The 17974-nt window shown below is 64.4% G+C and carries 14 protein-coding genes; 3 read left to right on the top strand and 11 right to left on the bottom strand.

Going from position 1 to position 17974, the window contains the following annotated elements; genetic code table 11:
- Window positions 1-12: 12 nt before the first annotated feature.
- On the bottom strand, window positions 13-633 hold the full coding sequence (locus I3J27_RS07485) for a TetR/AcrR family transcriptional regulator (protein WP_270172612.1): 621 nt from the start codon (window positions 631-633) through the stop codon (window positions 13-15).
- Between the two features lie 679 nt (window positions 634-1312).
- Here I3J27_RS07485 and I3J27_RS07480 point away from each other — a divergent pair.
- Entirely contained in the window at window positions 1313-4717 is a 3405-nt protein-coding gene (locus tag I3J27_RS07480; RefSeq protein WP_270167228.1) for an acyl-[ACP]--phospholipid O-acyltransferase, read from the top strand.
- Between the two features lie 5 nt (window positions 4718-4722).
- The gene (locus I3J27_RS07475; protein WP_270167222.1) at window positions 4723-5400 is read left to right on the top strand and encodes an alpha/beta hydrolase; all 678 of its coding nucleotides are present in this window, start codon (window positions 4723-4725) and stop codon (window positions 5398-5400) included.
- Here the strand turns inward: I3J27_RS07475 and I3J27_RS07470 are convergent.
- The 5 genes from I3J27_RS07470 to tcuA all read right to left on the bottom strand — a co-directional run bounded on the left by I3J27_RS07470 (window position 5393) and on the right by tcuA (window position 9758).
- The gene (locus tag I3J27_RS07470) at window positions 5393-5944 is read right to left on the bottom strand and encodes a disulfide bond formation protein B (protein ID WP_270167220.1); all 552 of its coding nucleotides are present in this window, start codon (window positions 5942-5944) and stop codon (window positions 5393-5395) included. The two genes, I3J27_RS07475 and I3J27_RS07470, sit on opposite strands and share 8 nt — an antisense overlap.
- A gap of 25 nt (window positions 5945-5969) precedes the next feature.
- Window positions 5970-6128 carry a DUF5993 family protein gene (locus I3J27_RS07465; protein ID WP_270167218.1) on the bottom strand — a complete coding sequence of 53 codons (159 nt, stop codon included), beginning with the start codon at window positions 6126-6128 and terminating at the stop codon, window positions 5970-5972.
- A 71-nt stretch (window positions 6129-6199) separates the two neighbouring features.
- Complete coding sequence (gene tcuB / locus I3J27_RS07460) at window positions 6200-7306, bottom strand: tricarballylate utilization 4Fe-4S protein TcuB (RefSeq protein ID WP_270167209.1); 1107 nt, start codon at window positions 7304-7306, stop codon at window positions 6200-6202.
- Window positions 7307-7310: 4 nt separating this feature from the next.
- On the bottom strand, window positions 7311-8339 hold the full coding sequence (locus I3J27_RS07455) for an alpha/beta hydrolase (protein WP_270167207.1): 1029 nt from the start codon (window positions 8337-8339) through the stop codon (window positions 7311-7313).
- Window positions 8340-8366: 27 nt separating this feature from the next.
- Window positions 8367-9758: an FAD-dependent tricarballylate dehydrogenase TcuA gene (gene tcuA, locus I3J27_RS07450; protein WP_270167205.1), complete on the bottom strand. Its 1392-nt coding sequence runs from the start codon at window positions 9756-9758 to the stop codon at window positions 8367-8369.
- Between the two features lie 145 nt (window positions 9759-9903).
- On the opposite strand from tcuA, the gene I3J27_RS07445 reads away from it, so the two are divergent.
- Window positions 9904-10599 (top strand): GntR family transcriptional regulator, encoded by a 696-nt coding sequence (locus I3J27_RS07445; RefSeq protein ID WP_270167202.1) that lies wholly within the window; start codon window positions 9904-9906, stop codon window positions 10597-10599.
- Between the two features lie 11 nt (window positions 10600-10610).
- On the opposite strand, the gene ybaK is transcribed toward I3J27_RS07445, so the two are convergent.
- From ybaK to I3J27_RS07420, 5 genes are all read right to left on the bottom strand, one after another.
- Window positions 10611-11084 (bottom strand): Cys-tRNA(Pro) deacylase, encoded by a 474-nt coding sequence (ybaK, locus tag I3J27_RS07440; protein WP_270167187.1) that lies wholly within the window; start codon window positions 11082-11084, stop codon window positions 10611-10613.
- Window positions 11085-11210: 126 nt separating this feature from the next.
- A complete protein-coding gene (gene fdhF / locus I3J27_RS07435) occupies window positions 11211-13979 on the bottom strand; it encodes a formate dehydrogenase subunit alpha (RefSeq protein WP_270167185.1) in 2769 nt (922 codons plus the stop codon).
- The gene (locus I3J27_RS07430; protein ID WP_270167182.1) at window positions 13976-15685 is read right to left on the bottom strand and encodes an NADH-ubiquinone oxidoreductase-F iron-sulfur binding region domain-containing protein; all 1710 of its coding nucleotides are present in this window, start codon (window positions 15683-15685) and stop codon (window positions 13976-13978) included. The genes fdhF and I3J27_RS07430 overlap by 4 nt, the downstream gene beginning before the upstream one ends.
- 249 nt (window positions 15686-15934) lie before the next feature.
- The gene (locus I3J27_RS07425) at window positions 15935-16216 is read right to left on the bottom strand and encodes a hypothetical protein (protein WP_270167179.1); all 282 of its coding nucleotides are present in this window, start codon (window positions 16214-16216) and stop codon (window positions 15935-15937) included.
- Between the two features lie 77 nt (window positions 16217-16293).
- Complete coding sequence (locus I3J27_RS07420; protein WP_270167172.1) at window positions 16294-17949, bottom strand: OFA family MFS transporter; 1656 nt, start codon at window positions 17947-17949, stop codon at window positions 16294-16296.
- Window positions 17950-17974 lie beyond the last annotated feature (25 nt).

Here is a 17974-nt window from a genome sequence, read left to right as displayed (position 1 = left end):
AGCGCCCGCGCTTTACCGCACCGGCACGATCCCAAGACCCGCGAGATGCACGTCGACGAACTGCTCCACCTGCTGGCGCAGCATCTGGGGTGGCACGGCGACCATGCGCTCCTCGAGGCCGAGCGAGATGATCCCATGCACGGCAGAAAACAGGGTACGTGACAGCAGCGCGATCTTCACGTCATCCGCGTCCGGGAGCAGCCGTACCAGGGGTGGATGCATCAGCGCGAAGGCGTTCATCACCATCTGAAGGATGTCGTCGGGATAAGGACGGTCGTCCTCCATCCGGTGCTCGAACAGCGAGCGCAGCAGATTGGCGTTCGCGGCGAAGAAGTCGAGATAGGTCGCAGCCAGCCCATAGAGCTGGCGAACGGGATCCTCGGCCGGAACCCGACCAAGCTGCACCGTCAGTGCCTGAACCGTCTCCCGATTGACCGTCAGGATCACCCCGTCGAAGTCGCCGAACTCATTATAGACACTGCCGACCGAGCAGCCGGCAGCCTCCGCGACATCTCGAACCTTCAACGATCTCAAACCCTTAGTTGCGATAATGCCGCGCGCGATCTCCAGGATCTGGAGGCGCCGCCGATTTTTTTTCTGGTCCCGCAACGATTCTTCTTGAACATTGTTCATTTTAAAGCTACCAACGTGAACATTGTTCAACTTAACCCGGAGACCTGCAAAATGCAAACCCTTGCTGTTGATATCGCCACCACTTTCGTCGACGACGCTACAGCCCTCGTGAGTGGATTTGGCCGCGCCCTGCTGCGGTTCGTCATGCGCCCGGTCGATCGCATCGCAAATGCCTGCGACATTGCCGGCGTGCTCGCCGAACGCCGCGCGACCTTCCGGATGTGGCGGGCCAACCGTGCCCGTAGCCGTCACGAAGGCCGCCGGTTCAGCCTGCTCCGCCGCCTCTCGCCCTTTCGCCACCTGGCCCATCTCACCTGAGGCGGGCGCAGCCGGCACGTTCCGGTCGGCTCGAATGCAAGATCCGGTTGCAAGGAAGGAATTACCATGTCCCGACATACGCAGCCGATCCCGCGACCTTCGGTAATGCGGTTCAGCTTTTCCTCACCGCCCGGGGCGATATCCCGATAGGCGCGGCACTTCCGCCCGAACCGCGGCCACGACCAGATATTTGCGAACCTAACGAGACCACTTGGAGACCAACAAGATCGGAAGGACCGAGGGGACAGAGCAGGCCGGCGACCGTCGTCATCGTGCAATCGTTCGCCCCATACCCTTCCGGTCGTGACGTTTCACCGACAGTTTAACAACCTCAGACTGCCTTTCCAAAACAGGACTCGTCATGATCAAGGATTTGATGTCGTCACGCCGCTTTGCGCCGCTGTTCTGGGCGCAGTTCTTCTCGGCGCTCAATGACAACGTGCTCAAGAACGCACTCGTCATCATCCTGCTTTACAGCGCCGCGACCGGCCATGGCGATGCCCTGGTGACGGTGGCAGGCGCCGTCTTCATATTCCCCTATTTCATCCTGTCCGGGCTCGGCGGCCAGCTCGCCGACAAATACGTCAAATCCGTCGTCGCAAGGCGGCTCAAATTCGCCGAGATCTTCGCCGCGGCGTTTGCAGCCGCCGGCTTCTTCCTGCACTCGGTGCCGCTGCTGTTCGCAGCGCTGGCGCTGTTCGGCATCATCGCCGCTCTGTTCGGACCCGTGAAATATTCCATGCTGCCGGACCAGCTCGAGCTCGGTGAGCTCGCGACCGGCAACGCGCTGGTCGAAGGCGCGACCTTCATGGCCATCCTGCTCGGCACCGTCGCCGGCGGCCAGTTCGTGGCCGGCTCCGCGCATATGGGCTGGGTCGCATCGGCCGTGGTCGTGCTGGCCCTGCTGTCCTGGGCCTTTGCCTCCCGCATCCCGCAAACAACGCCTTCCGCACCCGAATTGCCCGTCGATGCCAATCCCTGGACCTCGACGCTCGGCCTGCTCAAGACGTTGCACGCCGACCACCGTCTGTGGGACGGCACCGTGATCGTCTCCTGGTTCTGGCTGGTCGGCGCCATCGTGCTGTCGTTGCTGCCGGCGCTGGTCAAGGACGTCGTCGGGGGCACCGAGGGCGTGGTGACGCTGTGTCTTGCGACCTTCGCGATCGGCATTGCCATCGGTTCGCTGTTCGCCGCCAGCCTGAGCCACGTTCGCCCGAACCTCGCACTGGTGCCGATCGGCGCCATCATCATGGGCTTTGCCGGCCTCGACCTCGCCTGGGCCATTGCTGTGACCAGCAAGGGCCAGGACATCGCCGCGGTCGACTTCGCAACGTCGTTCGCCGGCCTGCGCATGCTGGTCGACTTCGTCGCCTTCGCCTTCGGCGGCGGCCTGTTCGTCGTTCCCTCTTTCGCCGCCGTCCAGGCCTGGTCGGCAGCGTCCGAACGCGCCCGCATCATCGCCGCCGGCAACGTGCTGCAGGCCGCCTTCATGGTGGTCGGCTCGCTGTTCGTCGCGCTGTTGCAGGCGGCTGGCCTTCATGTCGGCTGGATCTTCTTCGGCCTCGGTCTCGCCAGCTTCGGCGCGGTCTGGTTCGTGCTGACCAAATGGGGCAAGGAAGGCGTGCGCGATTTCGGCGCGCTGCTGTTCCGCGCAATGTTCCGCACCGAGGTGCGCGGGCTCGAGAATCTGCCGCCTCCGGGCACGCGCATGCTGATCGCCCCCAACCATGTCAGCCTGATCGACGGCCCGCTGCTGCACGCCGTGCTGCCGATCGACGCGAGCTTCGCGGTGGATACCGGCATCGCCAAGGCCTGGTGGGCCAAGCCGTTCCTGCGCGTGGTCAAGCACTACACCATGGACCCGACCAAGCCGCTGGCCGCGCGCGACCTGATCAAGCTCGTCGCCGCCGGCGAACCTGTCGTCATCTTCCCGGAAGGACGCATCACCGTCTCGGGCTCATTGATGAAGGTCTATGACGGCACCGCGATGATCGCAGACAAGGCCGACGCCGTGGTCGTGCCGGTCCGCATCGAAGGCGCGCAACGCTCGCATCTCAGTTACCTCAACTCTAGCCAGATCAAGCGCACGTGGTTTCCCAGGGTAACGGTCACGATCCTGCCGCCGGTCAAGCTACCGATCGATCCGGCCCTGAAGGGCAAGGCGCGCCGCAATGCCGCCGGCGCCGCGCTCCAGGACGTCATGATCGACGCTCTGGTGAAGAACGCCATGCTCGATCACTCGCTGTTCGAAGCGCTCGGACACGCCTATCGCGACCGCGACACCGGCAAGGTCATCATCGAGGACGCGCTCGGCACCAAGCTGACCTATCGCAAGCTGATCTTGGGCTCGCAGGTCTTGAGCCGCAAGCTCGAGACCGGAACCTCCGTCGGCGAGAATGTCGGCGTGCTGCTGCCGAACTCTGCGGGCGTCGCCGTCGTCTTCATGGCGCTGCAAAGCATCGGCCGGGTGCCGGCGATGCTCAACTTCTCCGCCGGTCCGGTCAACGTCCTCGCCGCCATGAAGGCTGCACAGGTCAAGACCGTGCTGACCTCGAAAGCCTTCATCGAGAAGGGCAAGCTCGACAAGCTGATGGCCGCGATCTCCGCGGAGGCGCGTGTCGTCTACCTGGAAGACGTCCGCGCCTCGATCGGCACGGCCGACAAGATCAAGGGTCTGCTCGCCGGCACCGCGCCGCGCGTGTCCCGCCAGGCCAACGATCCGGCCGTGGTGCTGTTCACCTCCGGCTCGGAAGGCACGCCCAAGGGCGTGGTGCTGTCCCATCGCAATATCCTCGCCAACGCGGCGCAGGCGCTGGCGCGGGTCGACGCCAACGCCAACGACAAGGTGTTCAACGTCCTGCCGGTGTTCCACTCGTTTGGCCTGACCGGCGGAATGATGATGCCGATGCTCGCGGGCATTCCGATCTACATGTACCCCTCGCCGCTGCACTATCGGATCGTGCCGGAGCTGATCTACCAGACCGGCGCCACGATCCTGTTCGGCACCGACACGTTCCTCACCGGCTATGCGCGCTCCGCGCATGCCTACGACTTCCGCACCCTGCGCCTGGTGATCGCCGGCGCCGAGGCGGTCAAGGACCGCACCAGGCAGGTGTTCATGGAGCGCTACGGCATCCGCATCCTCGAGGGCTATGGCGTCACCGAGACCGCGCCGGTGCTGGCGATGAACACGCCGATGGCCAACCGCCCCGGCACCGTCGGCCGCCTCTCGCCGCTGATGGAAAGCCGGCTCGATCCGGTCCCCGGCATCGAGGAAGGTGGACGCCTCTCGGTGCGCGGACCCAACGTGATGCTTGGTTACTTGCGGGCCGAAAATCCCGGCGTGCTCGAACCGCTTGCCGAGGGCTGGCACGACACCGGCGACATCGTGGCGATCGACCCGGCCGGCTTCATCACCATCAAGGGCCGCGCCAAGCGCTTTGCCAAGATCGCGGGCGAAATGGTCTCGCTGTCGGCGGTCGAGAGCATCGCGACGACGCTGTGGCCGCAGGCCGCATCGGTCGCTGTGTCGATCCCGGACCAGCGCAAGGGCGAGCGCATCGTACTGCTGACGACGGAAAAGACCGCCGAGCGCAGCGCGATGCAGGCCCAGGCCAAGGCAATCGGCGCGTCCGAACTCACCGTGCCCGCGGCCATCATGGTGGTCGACAAGGTGCCGCTGCTCGGCACTGGCAAGACCGACTACGTCACCGCAACGACGATGGCCCGCGAACAGGCGTCCTCGCCGGAGCGCGAGGTTGCGTAAGAGAGATGTCCGAGGCGCCTGATATGGGCGGCGCGCGATGCCCCGGAGTGGTTCTGCTCCATGGCATCGCGCGCACCTCGGCATCCCTGAAACGCCTTGAGCGGGCGCTCCAGGCGACTGGGTTCGCGACGCTCAACATCGACTATGCGAGCCGCAAGAAGCCGATCGCAGCGCTTGCGGACGACATCCATCCAGAGGTCGCCCGCTTCGCCGAACGCGAGGCGCCGTTGTACTTCGTCGCGCATTCGATGGGCGGTCTCGTGACGCGGACCTATATCGCAAAATACCGGCCGGCCCGGCTTGCCGGTGTCGTGATGCTGGGCACGCCGAACAGCGGCAGCGAGGTCGCCGATCTCCTCAGCGGATCTCGTCTCTACCGCGCATTCTACGGACCGGCCGGACTCGAGCTCACGACTGAAGCCCGGCCGCATGCCCTTCCCGCCGTGGATTATCCCGTTGGCGTCATCGCGGGAAACCGATTCATCGATCCCGTCGCCGGTCTCCTCGTTCTGCCGAAACCGAACGACGGGCGGGTGTCGCTGCAGAGCGCGATGCTGGCCGGCATGGCCGACCATATCGTCGTGAAGACGTCCCATACCGGACTTCCGCGTCACGCCGTCGCGATCGAACAGACCATCGCCTTCCTGCGCAACGGCTGCTTCCGCACCGCGCCTGTCACTTGAGCAGGAGATAGCGGACCGGATTATCGTCGTACTGACCCGCTCCGCACTCCAGCACGGTGGACAGGAGATTTGCAGCGATCAAGAACGCGAAGATCGCGAACACCGCGTTCGGCGCCGGCCCGCTCATGGGCATATCCCCGTCTCGCTTGCCAGCCACATCCTTCAGGACGAAGACGAGTGCGACATAGCAGACGATGCCGACCGCCGCGATCAGCGCCCAGGTGTAGAAATGCAAGCCGAACAGCGCCGAGCCGTATCCGGGATCACCGGGCGCAAGATGCAGCGACACCTGCCGGAGCGAGATGAAGCCGGTGACGAGGCTGGCCACCAGGATCATCGCATAGTGCGAGGGACGCTCGCCGAAACGCATGTTAAACAGGAACCCCATGCCGACGGCAATGAACCCGACACGCTGCAACAGGCAAAGCGGACAAGGGAGCTCGCCGATTACGAGTTGATAGAAGAATGCGACCGTCAGGACCGAGGAAATCCCGAGCAACCCCAGCATGTTCAGGATCGCCCCGACCGGTCGCTGCTGGTTCATCCCTGCAATGCTCATCGCGACACCGTCAGAACGAGAATTTCAGCGGATCGGTCGCGTGGTGGAAGAACCAGGCGACGGTGACGACGATCGTTGCGCTCCAGAGCGCATAGCTCAGTCCCGCGCGCGAAAACCAGACGCAAGCGCAGCCTGCGAGCGCCAGCAGAAAAGGCAGAAACATGTACATGAGCGCGGGCTCCCCGGGCGATTCGCGCACCGCGCGAACGGCCCAAGAAATACGTCAGCCCTGCATGCTCCTCAAGAGCCGGCTTCGCTGCGCCGCTCCTGCGCGTAACGCACCAGCGCCGCGAAGCGAAAGATGCCGTGCACGAACTTGCCGTAGGGCATGGTGATGAACAGCGCGAACACCGCGCCGAGATGCAGCGCCAGCAGCGGCCCCATTGCAGCGGTCTCGCGCAGGATGAGAAGCAGCATGCCGGTGAGCCCGGTCAGAAACAGCATGGCGATGAAGCCGACGTCCATGCCGTAGCGGCTCTCGTCGAGCAGCGCCGGATCACGGCGCATCTTCGCGGCGAACAGCCCGATGGGACCGACGATCAGGCCGATGCCGCCGAGCGTGCCGAGCACCACCGGCAGATCCCACCACGGATACGGCGCCTCGCGTCCGAGGAGATAGTGATACAGCGTAGCGACGGAGGTCGCCGCGAAGCACAGCAGGAAGCCGTAGAAGGTCAGGTGGTGGAACAGTTTGCGCCGGTCGGTCGGCTTGTCGTCCTCATTGTAGCAGCCGACGCCGCCGCCATGGAGATAGCGCAACTCGCCGGCATCGCGGATCGCCTGAAAGATCGAGCCGCCGTCAGCGCGCCCACCGATCGGCGCGCCGATGTCGCGCCAGAACGCGCGTACGCTCATGACGAGCGCGAAGATCGCATAGAGAAACGCGGCGCTGAACAATGCGGCCATCGCGTTGTGCGGCATCAGCTTGTAGAACGCGCCGGGCCCGGTATGCACGCCGAACAGCACATTGCGGTCGTTCAAGGCCGCAAAGCCGAGAATGAAGGCGGCCATGCTGAGTGCGGCGACGATGCTGATGACGAGCCCGTTGCGTGCGAAGGCGCCCGACAACGCCTGCGGCCAGGCATAGGCCGCGTAGGACTCGGCGCGCGCAACCGCCAGCGTCTTGGGGACATTGACGTTGAATTCGTGCGGCGGCGAGAATTGGCAGTCGACGTAGCAGGCACCGCAGGAATGGCAGAGATTGGCGAGATAATTGAGATCGCCGTCGGAGAAGGCGCGCCGCATCTCCATCGCCGGAAACACCGCGCACAGCCCCTCGCAGTAGCGGCAGGAATTGCACACCGTCATCAGGCGGTCGGCTTCGTCCAGGATTCGGGTCCCGTGCATGGCTCTACTTCGTCAAGCCTTTGCCCTCGAGCCATTTCTGGATCAGGGCTGCGACCTCGAGGTTGTTCTTGTCCATCATCACCATGTGCGAATTGCCCTTGATGCCGGCCTGCGGGAGATCGACAACGTCGACGCTGCCGCCGGCCGCCCTGATGGCGTCGGCAAAGGCGATGCCGTTGGCGCGGATCTTCGGCCAGCGCGCATCGCGCTCGATATAGTCGCCGTAGATGATGAGGGTCGGGATGTTCTTCAGCACATCCGCCTTGGCGGGATCGCCGAGGCCGGCCGGCTCGATCGCGATCAGCGCCTTGACCTTGTCGGGCCGGGCCTGCGCGACCTTGAAGCCGAAGCTGCCGGCCTGGCTGTGGAACAGGATCACCGAGGGGCCGACGCGGTCGATCTCGGCGATATAGGCGGCGACGGTCGCATCATCCGTCGTGGTCCAGCGCGGGACGTTCTGCTTGACGAAATTCTCGTAGCCCTCGACCGGAAACTGGTTGCCCGGCAACAATTTTCGCTTGGCGGGATCGGGATCGTAGGAGTTCGGCCCATCGCCAATGCGAAAGCGCTCGAACGGATTGGCCGTGGTGAGGAAGACCGGCTCGCTCTTGAAGATATCGGGGTATTGCGCCCAGCCTGCGCGTCCACGCTCCACCGCGTCGGAATTGTAGACCGCCCAGCCCTTGCGCAGGAAATAATTCAGCCAGCCTTCGCGCCCGTCGGGCGTGGTCTCGTAGGTGACGCCGGTCAGCCCGCCGCCATGCCACATCAACAGCGGATAGGCGCCCTTCTCATTCGTCGGCAGGAAATACTGCACATACATCTGCTCGACCTGATAGGTGCCGTTGGGATCGACCTTGGCCGGCACGCCGCCTGGCGTGAACACGACCTCCTTCACCGGCTTGCCGGAGATTTCGACGAGACGCCCGCCGACATGGAACGAGCCCATGTCGCGCAGGGTGATCGGCTCGGCGGCGCGGGCGTTGCCGACCATCAGCAGCGCGATGATCGAGACAATGGCAATGCGTGACATGGCTCCTCCTTACGTCTTTTCTTCATTCTAGTTCTTCGCATGGCGCGCCGCTTCCCGCCCTGCGATCCGGCCGAACACACTGCCGATGGTCATGCCCATGCCGGCGGCATACCCCTTGCCCAGCACGTTGCCGGCCATGATCTCGCCGGCCGCGAACATGTTGGCCGACGGCTTGCCGTCCGCCATCAGCATCCGCGCCTCCTTGGTTACCCGCGTGCCGAGATAGGTGAAGGTGATGCCGGGCCGCACCGGATAGGCGAGATAGGGCGGCGTCTCGATTTTGCGCGCCCAGTGCGTCTTTTGCGGCGTGATGCCTTCGGTGCGACAATCGTCCAGGATGGTGTGGTCGAACGTGCCGGGCCGCACGGCCGCGTTGAATTCAGTGATGGTCTTTTCCAGCGCGGCCGGATCGAGCTCGAGCTTACTGGCGAGTTCGGCAATTGTCTGCCCGGCGATCGGCGGGAACAGCGTCGGCATGAAGCTGGTGACGACGGTGGAATCGAAGATGATGTAGGCGATCTGGTCGGGTTGCGCGGCAACGAGCCGACCCCAGATCGCGTAGCGCTTCGGCCAGATGTCCTCGCCTTCGTCATAGAAACGCTGCGAATGCTTGTTGACGACGATCCCGAACACCACCGAGTCATGACGCGTGATGATGCCACCGTCGAATTTCGGCGCCCGGGCGTCGATCGCGACTGCGTGACACTGGGTGGGATCGCCGACCTCCTGCACGCCCTTGTCGAGCAGCATCTTCAGGATCGAGCCCCGATTATAGGGCGTGCCGCGGATCAGGAAATTGTCGGCGGCCTCGCCCCAATATTGCTTCAGCCATTCGATGTTGGCCTCAAAGCCGCCGGCCGCGGCAACCAGCGAGGTCGCGCGGATCTCGGTCTCGCCCCTGACCGGCCGCTTGAGGCGGGCCGCGAGGAACATGCCGTCCTCGATCACGAGGTCGGTCACTTCGGCGTCGTATTCGACTTCGACGCCGAGCCGCTCGGCGGTGAGATAGAGCGCATTCAGCATGGCCCGCCCGCCACCGAGGAAGAAGGAGTTGGTGCGGCCGAGACTCAGCGTGCCACCGAGCGAGGGTTGCCAGCGCACGCCCTGCTCCACGATCCAGTTCAGGATGTCCTTGGACTCGCGGATCATGTGGCGCGCGAGCACCTCATCGGTCCTTCCGCCGGTGACGCGCAGCAGATCCTCCCAGAACTCCTCCTCAGTGTAGGGACCTGTCAGGATCTCGGTCGCCGCATCATGGGCGCAGCGCATGTTGCGGGTGTGGCGGGTGTTGCCGCCACGATAGAACTTTGGCGCGCCCTCCAGCACGAGCACCGAGGCACCGCCACGCCGTGCCGCGATCGCCGCGCACAGCGCCGCATTGCCGCCGCCAATCACCAGCACGTCGTATTTGCTGCTCATGCCGTCTGCCTGATGCAACGAAGTTAGAGACATTCTGCCAGCCGGCAGCTCGGTCAACCCGATCCGTCATTGCGTACTTTTGTATACAAAGATATACAGACATCAAGTCGCATCTCTGCATGGGCAGAATGCGCCTCGAGGGACCATGGCCAGACGCGCGGCAAAGGCAGGCGGATCGATCGCACGCAGCTCGGGCGTCGCGCTCGGCGAAGCCGTGTTCCGCTCGCTCTGCGAGGCGCTCCAGGCCGGCAGCTACCGCGCCGGTGATCGCCTGCGGGAGGAAGAGGTCGCCCAGCGGCTGAAGGTCAGCCGCACGCCGGTTCGCGAGGCCCTCGGCCGCCTCGCCGCGCGCGGCTTCGTCGAGCCCGCCGGCGGCCGCGGGCTGATCGTGCGCAACCTCGACATATCGGAGGTGCTCGAGCTCTACGCGATGCGCGAGATCATGGAAGGCGCCGCCGCGCGTCTTGCCGCCGAGCACGCCTCGGCGACCGAGATTGACGCGCTCAGGGATATCGAGCAGGCTTTTGTCGAGGCGTCCGCGACCGATGCCGCCGAGATGGCAAAGGACATGGCAAGGTTCAACCGTGCCTTCCACGAAGCGATCTGCCGCGCCGCGCGCAACCGCTATCTCGACAATGCGTCAGGCGAATTGCAGGACTGGATCGCGCTGCTGGGTCCGACCACCTTCACGGTGTCGGGACGACCGTCAACCAGCCACGGCGAGCACCAGGCCATCATCGAGGCCATCGCCACACGCAACGGCGACAGGGCCGAACAGCTTGCGCGCGCGCATATCCGCGAGGCGCTGCGCTGCCGGCTGAAACTGTTGCAGAAGCAGTAGGCGCGTGTCGCTCAGGCGACCAATTCGGCAACGACCGCCTTCAGCACGTCTCGCGCATCGTCCGGCTTGAGGCGCACCTGCAAGCCGCGCTGGCCGCCATTGATGTAGACCTCGTCATGCGCGAGCGCGCTCTGCTCGATCACGGTGCGCACGGGCTTGCGCTGCCCGAACGGGCTGATGCCGCCGACCTTGTAGCCGGTGACGCGCTCGGCTTCCGGCGGCTTCATCATCTGCGCCGACTTGCCGCTCAAGGCTGCGGCAAGCTTCTTCATCGAGACTTCCTGGTCGGACGGGACGATCACGCAGACCGGCTTGCCGTCGACCTGCGCCATCAGCGTCTTCAAGACGCGCGCCGGGTCTACGCCGAGCGCGGCCGCCGCCTGGAGGCCGATGCTCTCGGCGTCGGGATCGTAGTCGTAGGTATGGACGGTGAAGGCAACACCGGCGGCTTCAAGCGCGCGGGTGGCTGGGGTGACTTTGGACATGGGCGATATCTACCACCGTCATTGCGAGGAGCGAAGCGACGAAGCAATCCAGAATCTTGCCGGAGAGGCAGACTGGATTGCTTCGCTTCGCTCGCAATGACGGTGCGGGTACAGATACCCGCCAAACTACTCCGCCGCGTCCCGCATCTCCGCGCGCTCGGCTCTCGCCGCGCAGAACTTGAATTCCGGGATCTTGCCGAACGGATCGAGCGCTGGATTGGTCAACAGGTTCGCCGCCGCCTCCGCGTAGCAGAACGGCATGAACACCATGTTCTCCGGCACGTCGCGGTCGGAGCGGACCTTGACCTCGACGGCGCCGCGGCGGGTCTCGAGCCGGATGAAATCACCGGGTGCGAGCTTCATCCTGCGCATGTCCTTCGGCGACATGAACGCGACCGCCTCCGGCTCGATCTGGTCGAGCACCTGGGCGCGCCGGGTCATCGAGCCGGTGTGCCAATGCTCCAACACGCGGCCGGTCGACAGCACCATCGGGTATTCGTCGTCGGGGATCTCGTCCGGCGGGATGACGTGGGCCGGCACGATCTTGCCGCGGCCGCTCGCGGTCGGAAAGCCCGTGGTGAAGATGATCTCGTTGCCCGGCTTGTTCGGGTCGTCGACCGGATAGGTCACCGCGCCTTCGCGCACCAGCCGTTCCCAGGTGATGTTCTTCAGCGACGGCATCAGCTGCGCCATCTCGGTGAAGACGTCGCCGGGACCGGCATAATTCCACGGCAGGCCCATGCGCTTGCCGATCTCCTGGATGATCCAGAGATCCTGCCGGGCATCGCCCGGCGGCTTGATCACCTGGCGCGCGAGCTGCACGCGCCGATCGGTGTTGGTGAAGGAGCCGTCCTTCTCGGCGAAGGCCGAGGCCGGCAGGATGACGTCGGCGTGGAACGCGGTCTCGGTGACGAAGAGATCCTGCACCACGAGATGATCGAGCATCGCGAGCGCCTGGCGCGCATGCTGCAGGTCGGGATCGGACATCGCGGGATTCTCACCCTCGATATACATGCCCTTGATTTCGCCGGCGTGGATCGCATTCATGATCTCGACGACGGTCAGGCCGCGGACAGGATCGAGATCCTGCTGCCACAGCTTCTCGAACGCGCCGCGCAGATCGTCACGGCCGACCGGCTGGTAATCCGGCAGGAACATCGGGATCAGTCCTGCGTCGGACGCTCCTTGCACGTTGTTCTGGCCGCGCAGCGGATGCAGACCGGTGCCGGGACGGCCGACCTGGCCGGTGATCAGCGCCAGCGCAATCAGGCAGCGCGCATTGTCGGTGCCGTGGACGTGCTGGCTGATGCCCATGCCCCAGAAGATGATCGAAGACTTCGCCCGCGCATAGGTGCGCGCGACCTCGCGCAGCGTCTGCGCCGGGATGCCGCAGATCGCTTCCATCTTCTCCGGCGTGAATTCCTTGATCTTCTCCTTGAGGTCCTCGAACCCCTCGGTGTAACCGGCGATGTACTGATCATCGGTCAGGCCTTCGGTGATGATCGTGTTGATCATCGCGTTCAGCATGGCGACGTCCGAGCCCGGCTTGAATTGCAGATGCTTGGTCGCATGGCGCGACAGCGACTGCCGGCGCGGATCCATCACGAACAGCTTTGCGCCATTCTGCTTGACCGCGTTCTTGATGAAGGTCGCGGCGACCGGATGGTTCACGGTCGGATTGGCGCCGATCACGATGATGACCTCGGCATCCATCGCGGCCGAGAACGGCGCCGACACCGCGCCCGAGCTCAGGCCTTCGAACAGCGCCGCCACCGACGAGGCGTGGCACAGACGGGTGCAATGGTCGACATTGTTGGAGCCGAAGCCGGTGCGCACCAGCTTCTGGAACAGATAGGCTTCTTCGTTCGAGCCCTTGGCCGAACCGAAGCCGGCCAACGCCTTCACACCCTTCTCGTCGCGGATCTTGACCAGGCCCTTGGCGGCGATGTCGAGCGCCTCTTCCCAGCTCGCTTCACGGAAATGCGTGAAGGGATTGGCCGGATCGACCTGGTCGTTGGAATCCTTCTTCGCATTCGGCAGCCGCACCAGCGGCTTGGTGAGGCGATGCGGATGGTGGATGTAGTCGAAGCCGAAGCGGCCCTTGACGCAGAGACGGTTGTGATTGGCGGGACCATCGCGGCCTTCCGCGTAGATCACCTTCTCATCCTTGACCTCGTAGGTGACCTGGCAGCCGACGCCGCAGAACGGGCAGAGCGAATCCACCTTCTTGTCGGCATAGGTGACCCGGGTCTGCTTCTCGTCGAGCATCACGGCCGGCATCAGGGCGCCGGTCGGGCAGGCCTGCACGCATTCGCCGCAGGCGACGCAAGTGGACTCGCCCATGGGATCGTCGAAGTCGAACACGATCTTCGAGCCATGGCTGCGATAGGCCATGCCGATGACGTCGTTGACCTGAACTTCGCGGCAGGCGCGCACGCAGAGGCCGCACTGGATGCAGGCATCGAGATTGACGCGCATCGCCGGATGGCTGGCGTCGGTCGCCCAGCGCTCGGCGGCGGGGAAACGGCTCTCGGTGACTCCCGTGGTCTCCGCCCAGTGCCAGAATTTCGAATCCGGATCGTGGCTGGTCTCACGCGCCGGCTGGTCGGCGACCAGCAGCTCCATCACCATCTTCTGTGCCGACACCGCGCGCGCGGACTCGGTCTTCACCTTCATGCCGACCGACGGCGTGCGCTTGCAGGACGCGGCCAGCACGCGCTCGCCCTCGATCTCGACCATGCAGGCGCGGCAATTGCCGTCGGGGCGATAGTCGGGCGCGGGCGAATAGCACAGATGCGGGATCTCGCGGCCCTGGCGTTTTGCGACTTGCCAGATCGTCTCGCCGGCATTGGCTTCGACCTGCTTGCCGTCGAGCTCGAACGTAATCTTGGTCATTCGGCCGCTTCCTTGAACTCGTCAGGGAAATATTTGATCACGGTGGCCAGCGGATTCGATGCCGCCTGTCCGAGCCCGCAGATCGAGGCATCGCGCATCGCTTGGCTCAATTCTTCCAGCAGCGCGCGGTTCCAGACCGGCTTCTGCATCAGCAGCGCCGCCTTCTGGGTTCCGACGCGGCAGGGCGTACACTGGCCGCAGCTCTCATCCTCGAAGAACTTCATCAGGTTCAACGCCGCCGCGCGCACGCTGTCCTTCTGCGACAGGATCACGATCGCGGCCGAGCCGATGAAGCAGCCGTATTTCTCCAGCGTGCCGAAATCGAGCGGGATGTCGTCCATCGACGCCGGCAGGATGCCGCCCGACGCACCGCCGGGCAGGTAAGCGTAGAATTGATGACCGTCGGCCATGCCGCCGCAATATTCGTCGATCAACTCGCGCACGGTGATGCCCGCAGGCGCGAGCTTCATGCCGGGATTTTTCACGCGGCCCGAGACCGAGAAACTGCGCAGGCCGTGCCGCTCGTGGCGGCCATGGCTCTTCCACCAGTCGGCGCCCTTCTCGACGATGTCGCGCACCCACCACAGCGTCTCGATGTTGTTGATCAGTGTCGGCAGGCCGAACAGGCCGACCTGGAACGGATAAGGCGGCTTGTGCCGGGGCAGGCCGCGCTTGCCTTCGATGCTTTCGAGCAGCGAGGACTCCTCACCGCAGATATAGGCGCCGGCGCCGCGGCGCATGTGCAGCGTCGGCCCGCCCGGTGGAAGCTTGGCGATCTCGCGTTCGAGGATCTCGCGCGAGGCCGGATATTCGTCGCGCAGATAGATATAGATGTCGGAAGCCTGCACCACATGCGCGCCGATCAGCATGCCCTCGATGAAGCGATGCGGATCGCTTTCGAGATAGACGCGGTCCTTGAAGGTGCCGGGCTCGCCCTCGTCGCCGTTGATCGCCATCAGCCTCGGGCCGGGCTCGCCCAACACCGCGCACCATTTGCGCCCCGTCGGAAAGCCCGCACCGCCGAGGCCGCGCAGCGCGGCGTCGTCGAGCCCCTTCAGCAGATCGTCTTTTGACAATTCGCCGGAGCGCAGGCGACCCAGCAGCTTGTAGCCGCCACCGGCGACATAAGCGTCGTAGTCGACATATTTGGGCAGATGCGCGTGGGTGTCGCCGGCCTTCGCGGCCGCCATCACATTGGCGATCGTCGCGTGGTCGACGAAATTATGTCCGACTTCGGCGGCCGGCGCGGTGTCGCAGCGGCCGACGCAGGGCGCCCGTACGACGCGGATGCCGGGACCCGCGGCGTCTTGCAGATCCGCGAGCAGCTTCTCGCCGCCGAGCATCGCGCAGGTCAGCGAATCGCAGACGCGGATCGTCAGCGGCGCGATATCAGGCTCGCCTTCCTTCACCACGTCGAAATGCGCGTAGAAGGTCGCGGTCTCGAACACCTCGGCGAAGGCAAGCTTCATCTCGTCGGCAAGCGCAGCCAGATGCGCAGCCGAGATCTGGTGATATTTGTCCTGGATCAGGTGGAGATATTCGATCAGCAGATCGCGCCGCCGCGGCCTGTCGCCGAGCAATTGCTCGATCTCGTGCGCGGCGGTCGGATCGACCTGCCGCCCCTTGGGCGTGGCCTTGGCGCGCCTGCGCCCCTCGCCCGGATGCTCGAATTCTCTGACCTTGTGAACGTCGTCGTTGCTGCTCATGGAAACGTCGCGTTCTCCTTAAACCCGCGATGATCTCAGGCGGGATCGCCATCGCGATCCGCCCTCATTTCCAGGCTCAATCGGTGGAACCGCGTGCTTCCGCGTCCCGTGAATCGAGCCTCATTCCGCTCAACTCTAGTCTCTGGTATACCAGAGGGGCAAGCAAATTTAGAACGTCTCTATAATGATTTAGGGGGCAGGCAGCCGCCCTGCCACGCCCCTCACGCAAACGCCGGGCGGAACCTCGCCTCAGCTCTTGTTCATGCATTCTTCGATGTAGAACCAGCGGTCGTCACCGGCGAGGCCCTTGGACTTCACCTCGCTGCGGCACGCCTTCAGCTTGGGCTTGTTGGCCGCCCACTTGGCCTTCATGTCCTTCAGCTTCTGCATGGTGAGCTTGATCTTGCCCGGCTTGGTTTCGGTCGTCGTGGCAGGTGTGGTGGTGGCAGGTGCCGCCGCGGTTTGAGCCGACGCGATATGAACGCTTGCGGCCAGCAGCATGACGGCAAGGCAGATACGGGTGCGAAGCATAAGAATCCCCTAGATCCCATTCTTGAAAGACGAGCGTCGCGGGATGCCGAGCATCCCGCGACGATGTGGATTTGCGATCAGAAGATCTTCACCGCGCTCTCGAGCGTCTTGTACACACCCCATGCCAACGGAACACCGACGAAGGCCCAGAACAGCGCGGCCCACACATCCAGGCCGCCCTTGCCGATGCCGAAGGAACCGTGCTGGATGCCCGCTTCGGTCTTGGCACTCGCCGCCTGGAGCTTGGCGACCTCCTCATTGCTCATGTTCCACTTCGGATCGACCGGCTTGATCAGGTAGTTGCAGATCAGGCCCGCGATCAGCATGGCGCAGAGAATGTACATGGTGGTGTTGTAGAGCTGGTCGCGCGGAACGCCGGCCGCGAGCTGGAACTCGCGAATGTAGTTCACCACGACCGGGCCGATGATGCCGGCCGTGGACCACGCCGTCAGCAGCCGGCCGTGAATGGCGCCGACGAACTGCGTGCCAAACATGTCAGCGAGATAGGCAGGCACGGTCGCGAAGCCGCCGCCATACATCGACAGGATGATACCGAAGCCGAGCACGAACAGCAGCTTCGAGCCCATCGCCGCGAAGGTCGGCGCCAGCGCATAGAGCGCAATACCGAGGATGAAGAACGTGTAGTAGGTGTTCTTGCGACCCATGAGGTCCGACATCGACGCCCAGAAGAACCGGCCGCCGATGTTGAACAATGACAGCAGGCCGGCGAAGCCCGCAGCGATCGCAGCGATCGCCGCCTTCTGCTCAACCGAAAGCTGGCTGAAGGTCAGTTCCGGATGCCCGATCAACTTGCCCGCGAAGATCTCCTGGAGCATCGGCGAGGCCATACCAATCACGCCGATACCCGCAGAGACGTTCAAGCAGAGCACCCACCAGATCAGCCAGAACTGCGGCGTCTTGTGCGCGTTGTTGAGGTGCACATGGTGCTCGGTGATCATCGACTTCTTCTCGCTCGGTGGGGTCCAGCCTTCGGGCTGCCAACCGGCCGGGGTCACGCGATAGGCGAAAGCGCCGATCATCATGAAGACGAAGTAGATCACCCCCATCGTGACGAAAGTCTCCCAGACGCCGACCGACGTTGGCGTCTTGAAGTAGTTCATCAGGAGATTAGCCAGCGGCGCGCCAATCATGGCACCGCCGCCAAATCCCATGATGGCCATGCCGGTCGCCATGCCGCGGCGATCCGGAAACCATTTGATCAAGGTCGACACCGGGGAGATGTAGCCGAGTCCAAGTCCCACGCCACCGATCACGCCGGCGCCGAGCCACATGATCCAGAGCTGGTGGACGTAGACGCCGAAAGCGCCGATCAGAAGACCGCCGCCCCAGCAGCAGGCGGCGACAGCGCCCGCCTTGCGCGGACCGGCGCGCTCGAGCCAGCCGCCCCAGATCGCGGCGGAGACGCCGAGCAAGACAAAGAACAGCGTGTACATCCAGCCGAGGCTGGCGACCTTCCAGTCGCAGGTCGTGGTGAAGAGCTCCTGCCACAGCGACATGTCCGGACATGCCTTGGTTTGGGTGATCCCGATCGCGCGCGACAGCGGCAGCCAGAACACCGAGAAACCGTAGGCCATGCCGATGCACAGATGGATGCAGAGTGCCGCCGGCGGCACCAGCCAGCGGTTGAAGCCAGCCTTGGCGATCGTGTGCTCGCGATCAAAAATTCCCGCGCCTGCGCCCGAAAGTTTCCCAGCGCTTTCAACTGTCGTCATTCAGTCCTCCCCTGCAGCCGCCCTT

It is taken from the genome of Bradyrhizobium xenonodulans (assembly GCF_027594865.1).
In the GTDB taxonomy this organism is placed as follows: Bacteria; Pseudomonadota; Alphaproteobacteria; order Rhizobiales; family Xanthobacteraceae; genus Bradyrhizobium; species Bradyrhizobium xenonodulans.
The sequence above is the reverse complement of the archived record's forward strand: the minus strand, read 5'-3'. Positions and strand labels throughout refer to the sequence as shown.

Coding starts and splice junctions, on each gene's coding strand:
- I3J27_RS07485 (WP_270172612.1), bottom strand. CDS start 633: ATGAACAATGTTCAAGAAGAATCGTTGCGGGACCAGAAAAAAAATCGG.
- I3J27_RS07480 (WP_270167228.1), top strand. CDS start 1,313: ATGATCAAGGATTTGATGTCGTCACGCCGCTTTGCGCCGCTGTTCTGG.
- I3J27_RS07475 (WP_270167222.1), top strand. CDS start 4,723: ATGTCCGAGGCGCCTGATATGGGCGGCGCGCGATGCCCCGGAGTGGTT.
- I3J27_RS07470 (WP_270167220.1), bottom strand. CDS start 5,944: ATGAACCAGCAGCGACCGGTCGGGGCGATCCTGAACATGCTGGGGTTG.
- I3J27_RS07465 (WP_270167218.1), bottom strand. CDS start 6,128: ATGTACATGTTTCTGCCTTTTCTGCTGGCGCTCGCAGGCTGCGCTTGC.
- tcuB (WP_270167209.1), bottom strand. CDS start 7,306: ATGCACGGGACCCGAATCCTGGACGAAGCCGACCGCCTGATGACGGTG.
- I3J27_RS07455 (WP_270167207.1), bottom strand. CDS start 8,339: ATGTCACGCATTGCCATTGTCTCGATCATCGCGCTGCTGATGGTCGGC.
- tcuA (WP_270167205.1), bottom strand. CDS start 9,758: ATGAGCAGCAAATACGACGTGCTGGTGATTGGCGGCGGCAATGCGGCG.
- I3J27_RS07445 (WP_270167202.1), top strand. CDS start 9,904: ATGGCCAGACGCGCGGCAAAGGCAGGCGGATCGATCGCACGCAGCTCG.
- ybaK (WP_270167187.1), bottom strand. CDS start 11,084: ATGTCCAAAGTCACCCCAGCCACCCGCGCGCTTGAAGCCGCCGGTGTT.
- fdhF (WP_270167185.1), bottom strand. CDS start 13,979: ATGACCAAGATTACGTTCGAGCTCGACGGCAAGCAGGTCGAAGCCAAT.
- I3J27_RS07430 (WP_270167182.1), bottom strand. CDS start 15,685: ATGAGCAGCAACGACGACGTTCACAAGGTCAGAGAATTCGAGCATCCG.
- I3J27_RS07425 (WP_270167179.1), bottom strand. CDS start 16,216: ATGCTTCGCACCCGTATCTGCCTTGCCGTCATGCTGCTGGCCGCAAGC.
- I3J27_RS07420 (WP_270167172.1), bottom strand. CDS start 17,949: ATGACGACAGTTGAAAGCGCTGGGAAACTTTCGGGCGCAGGCGCGGGA.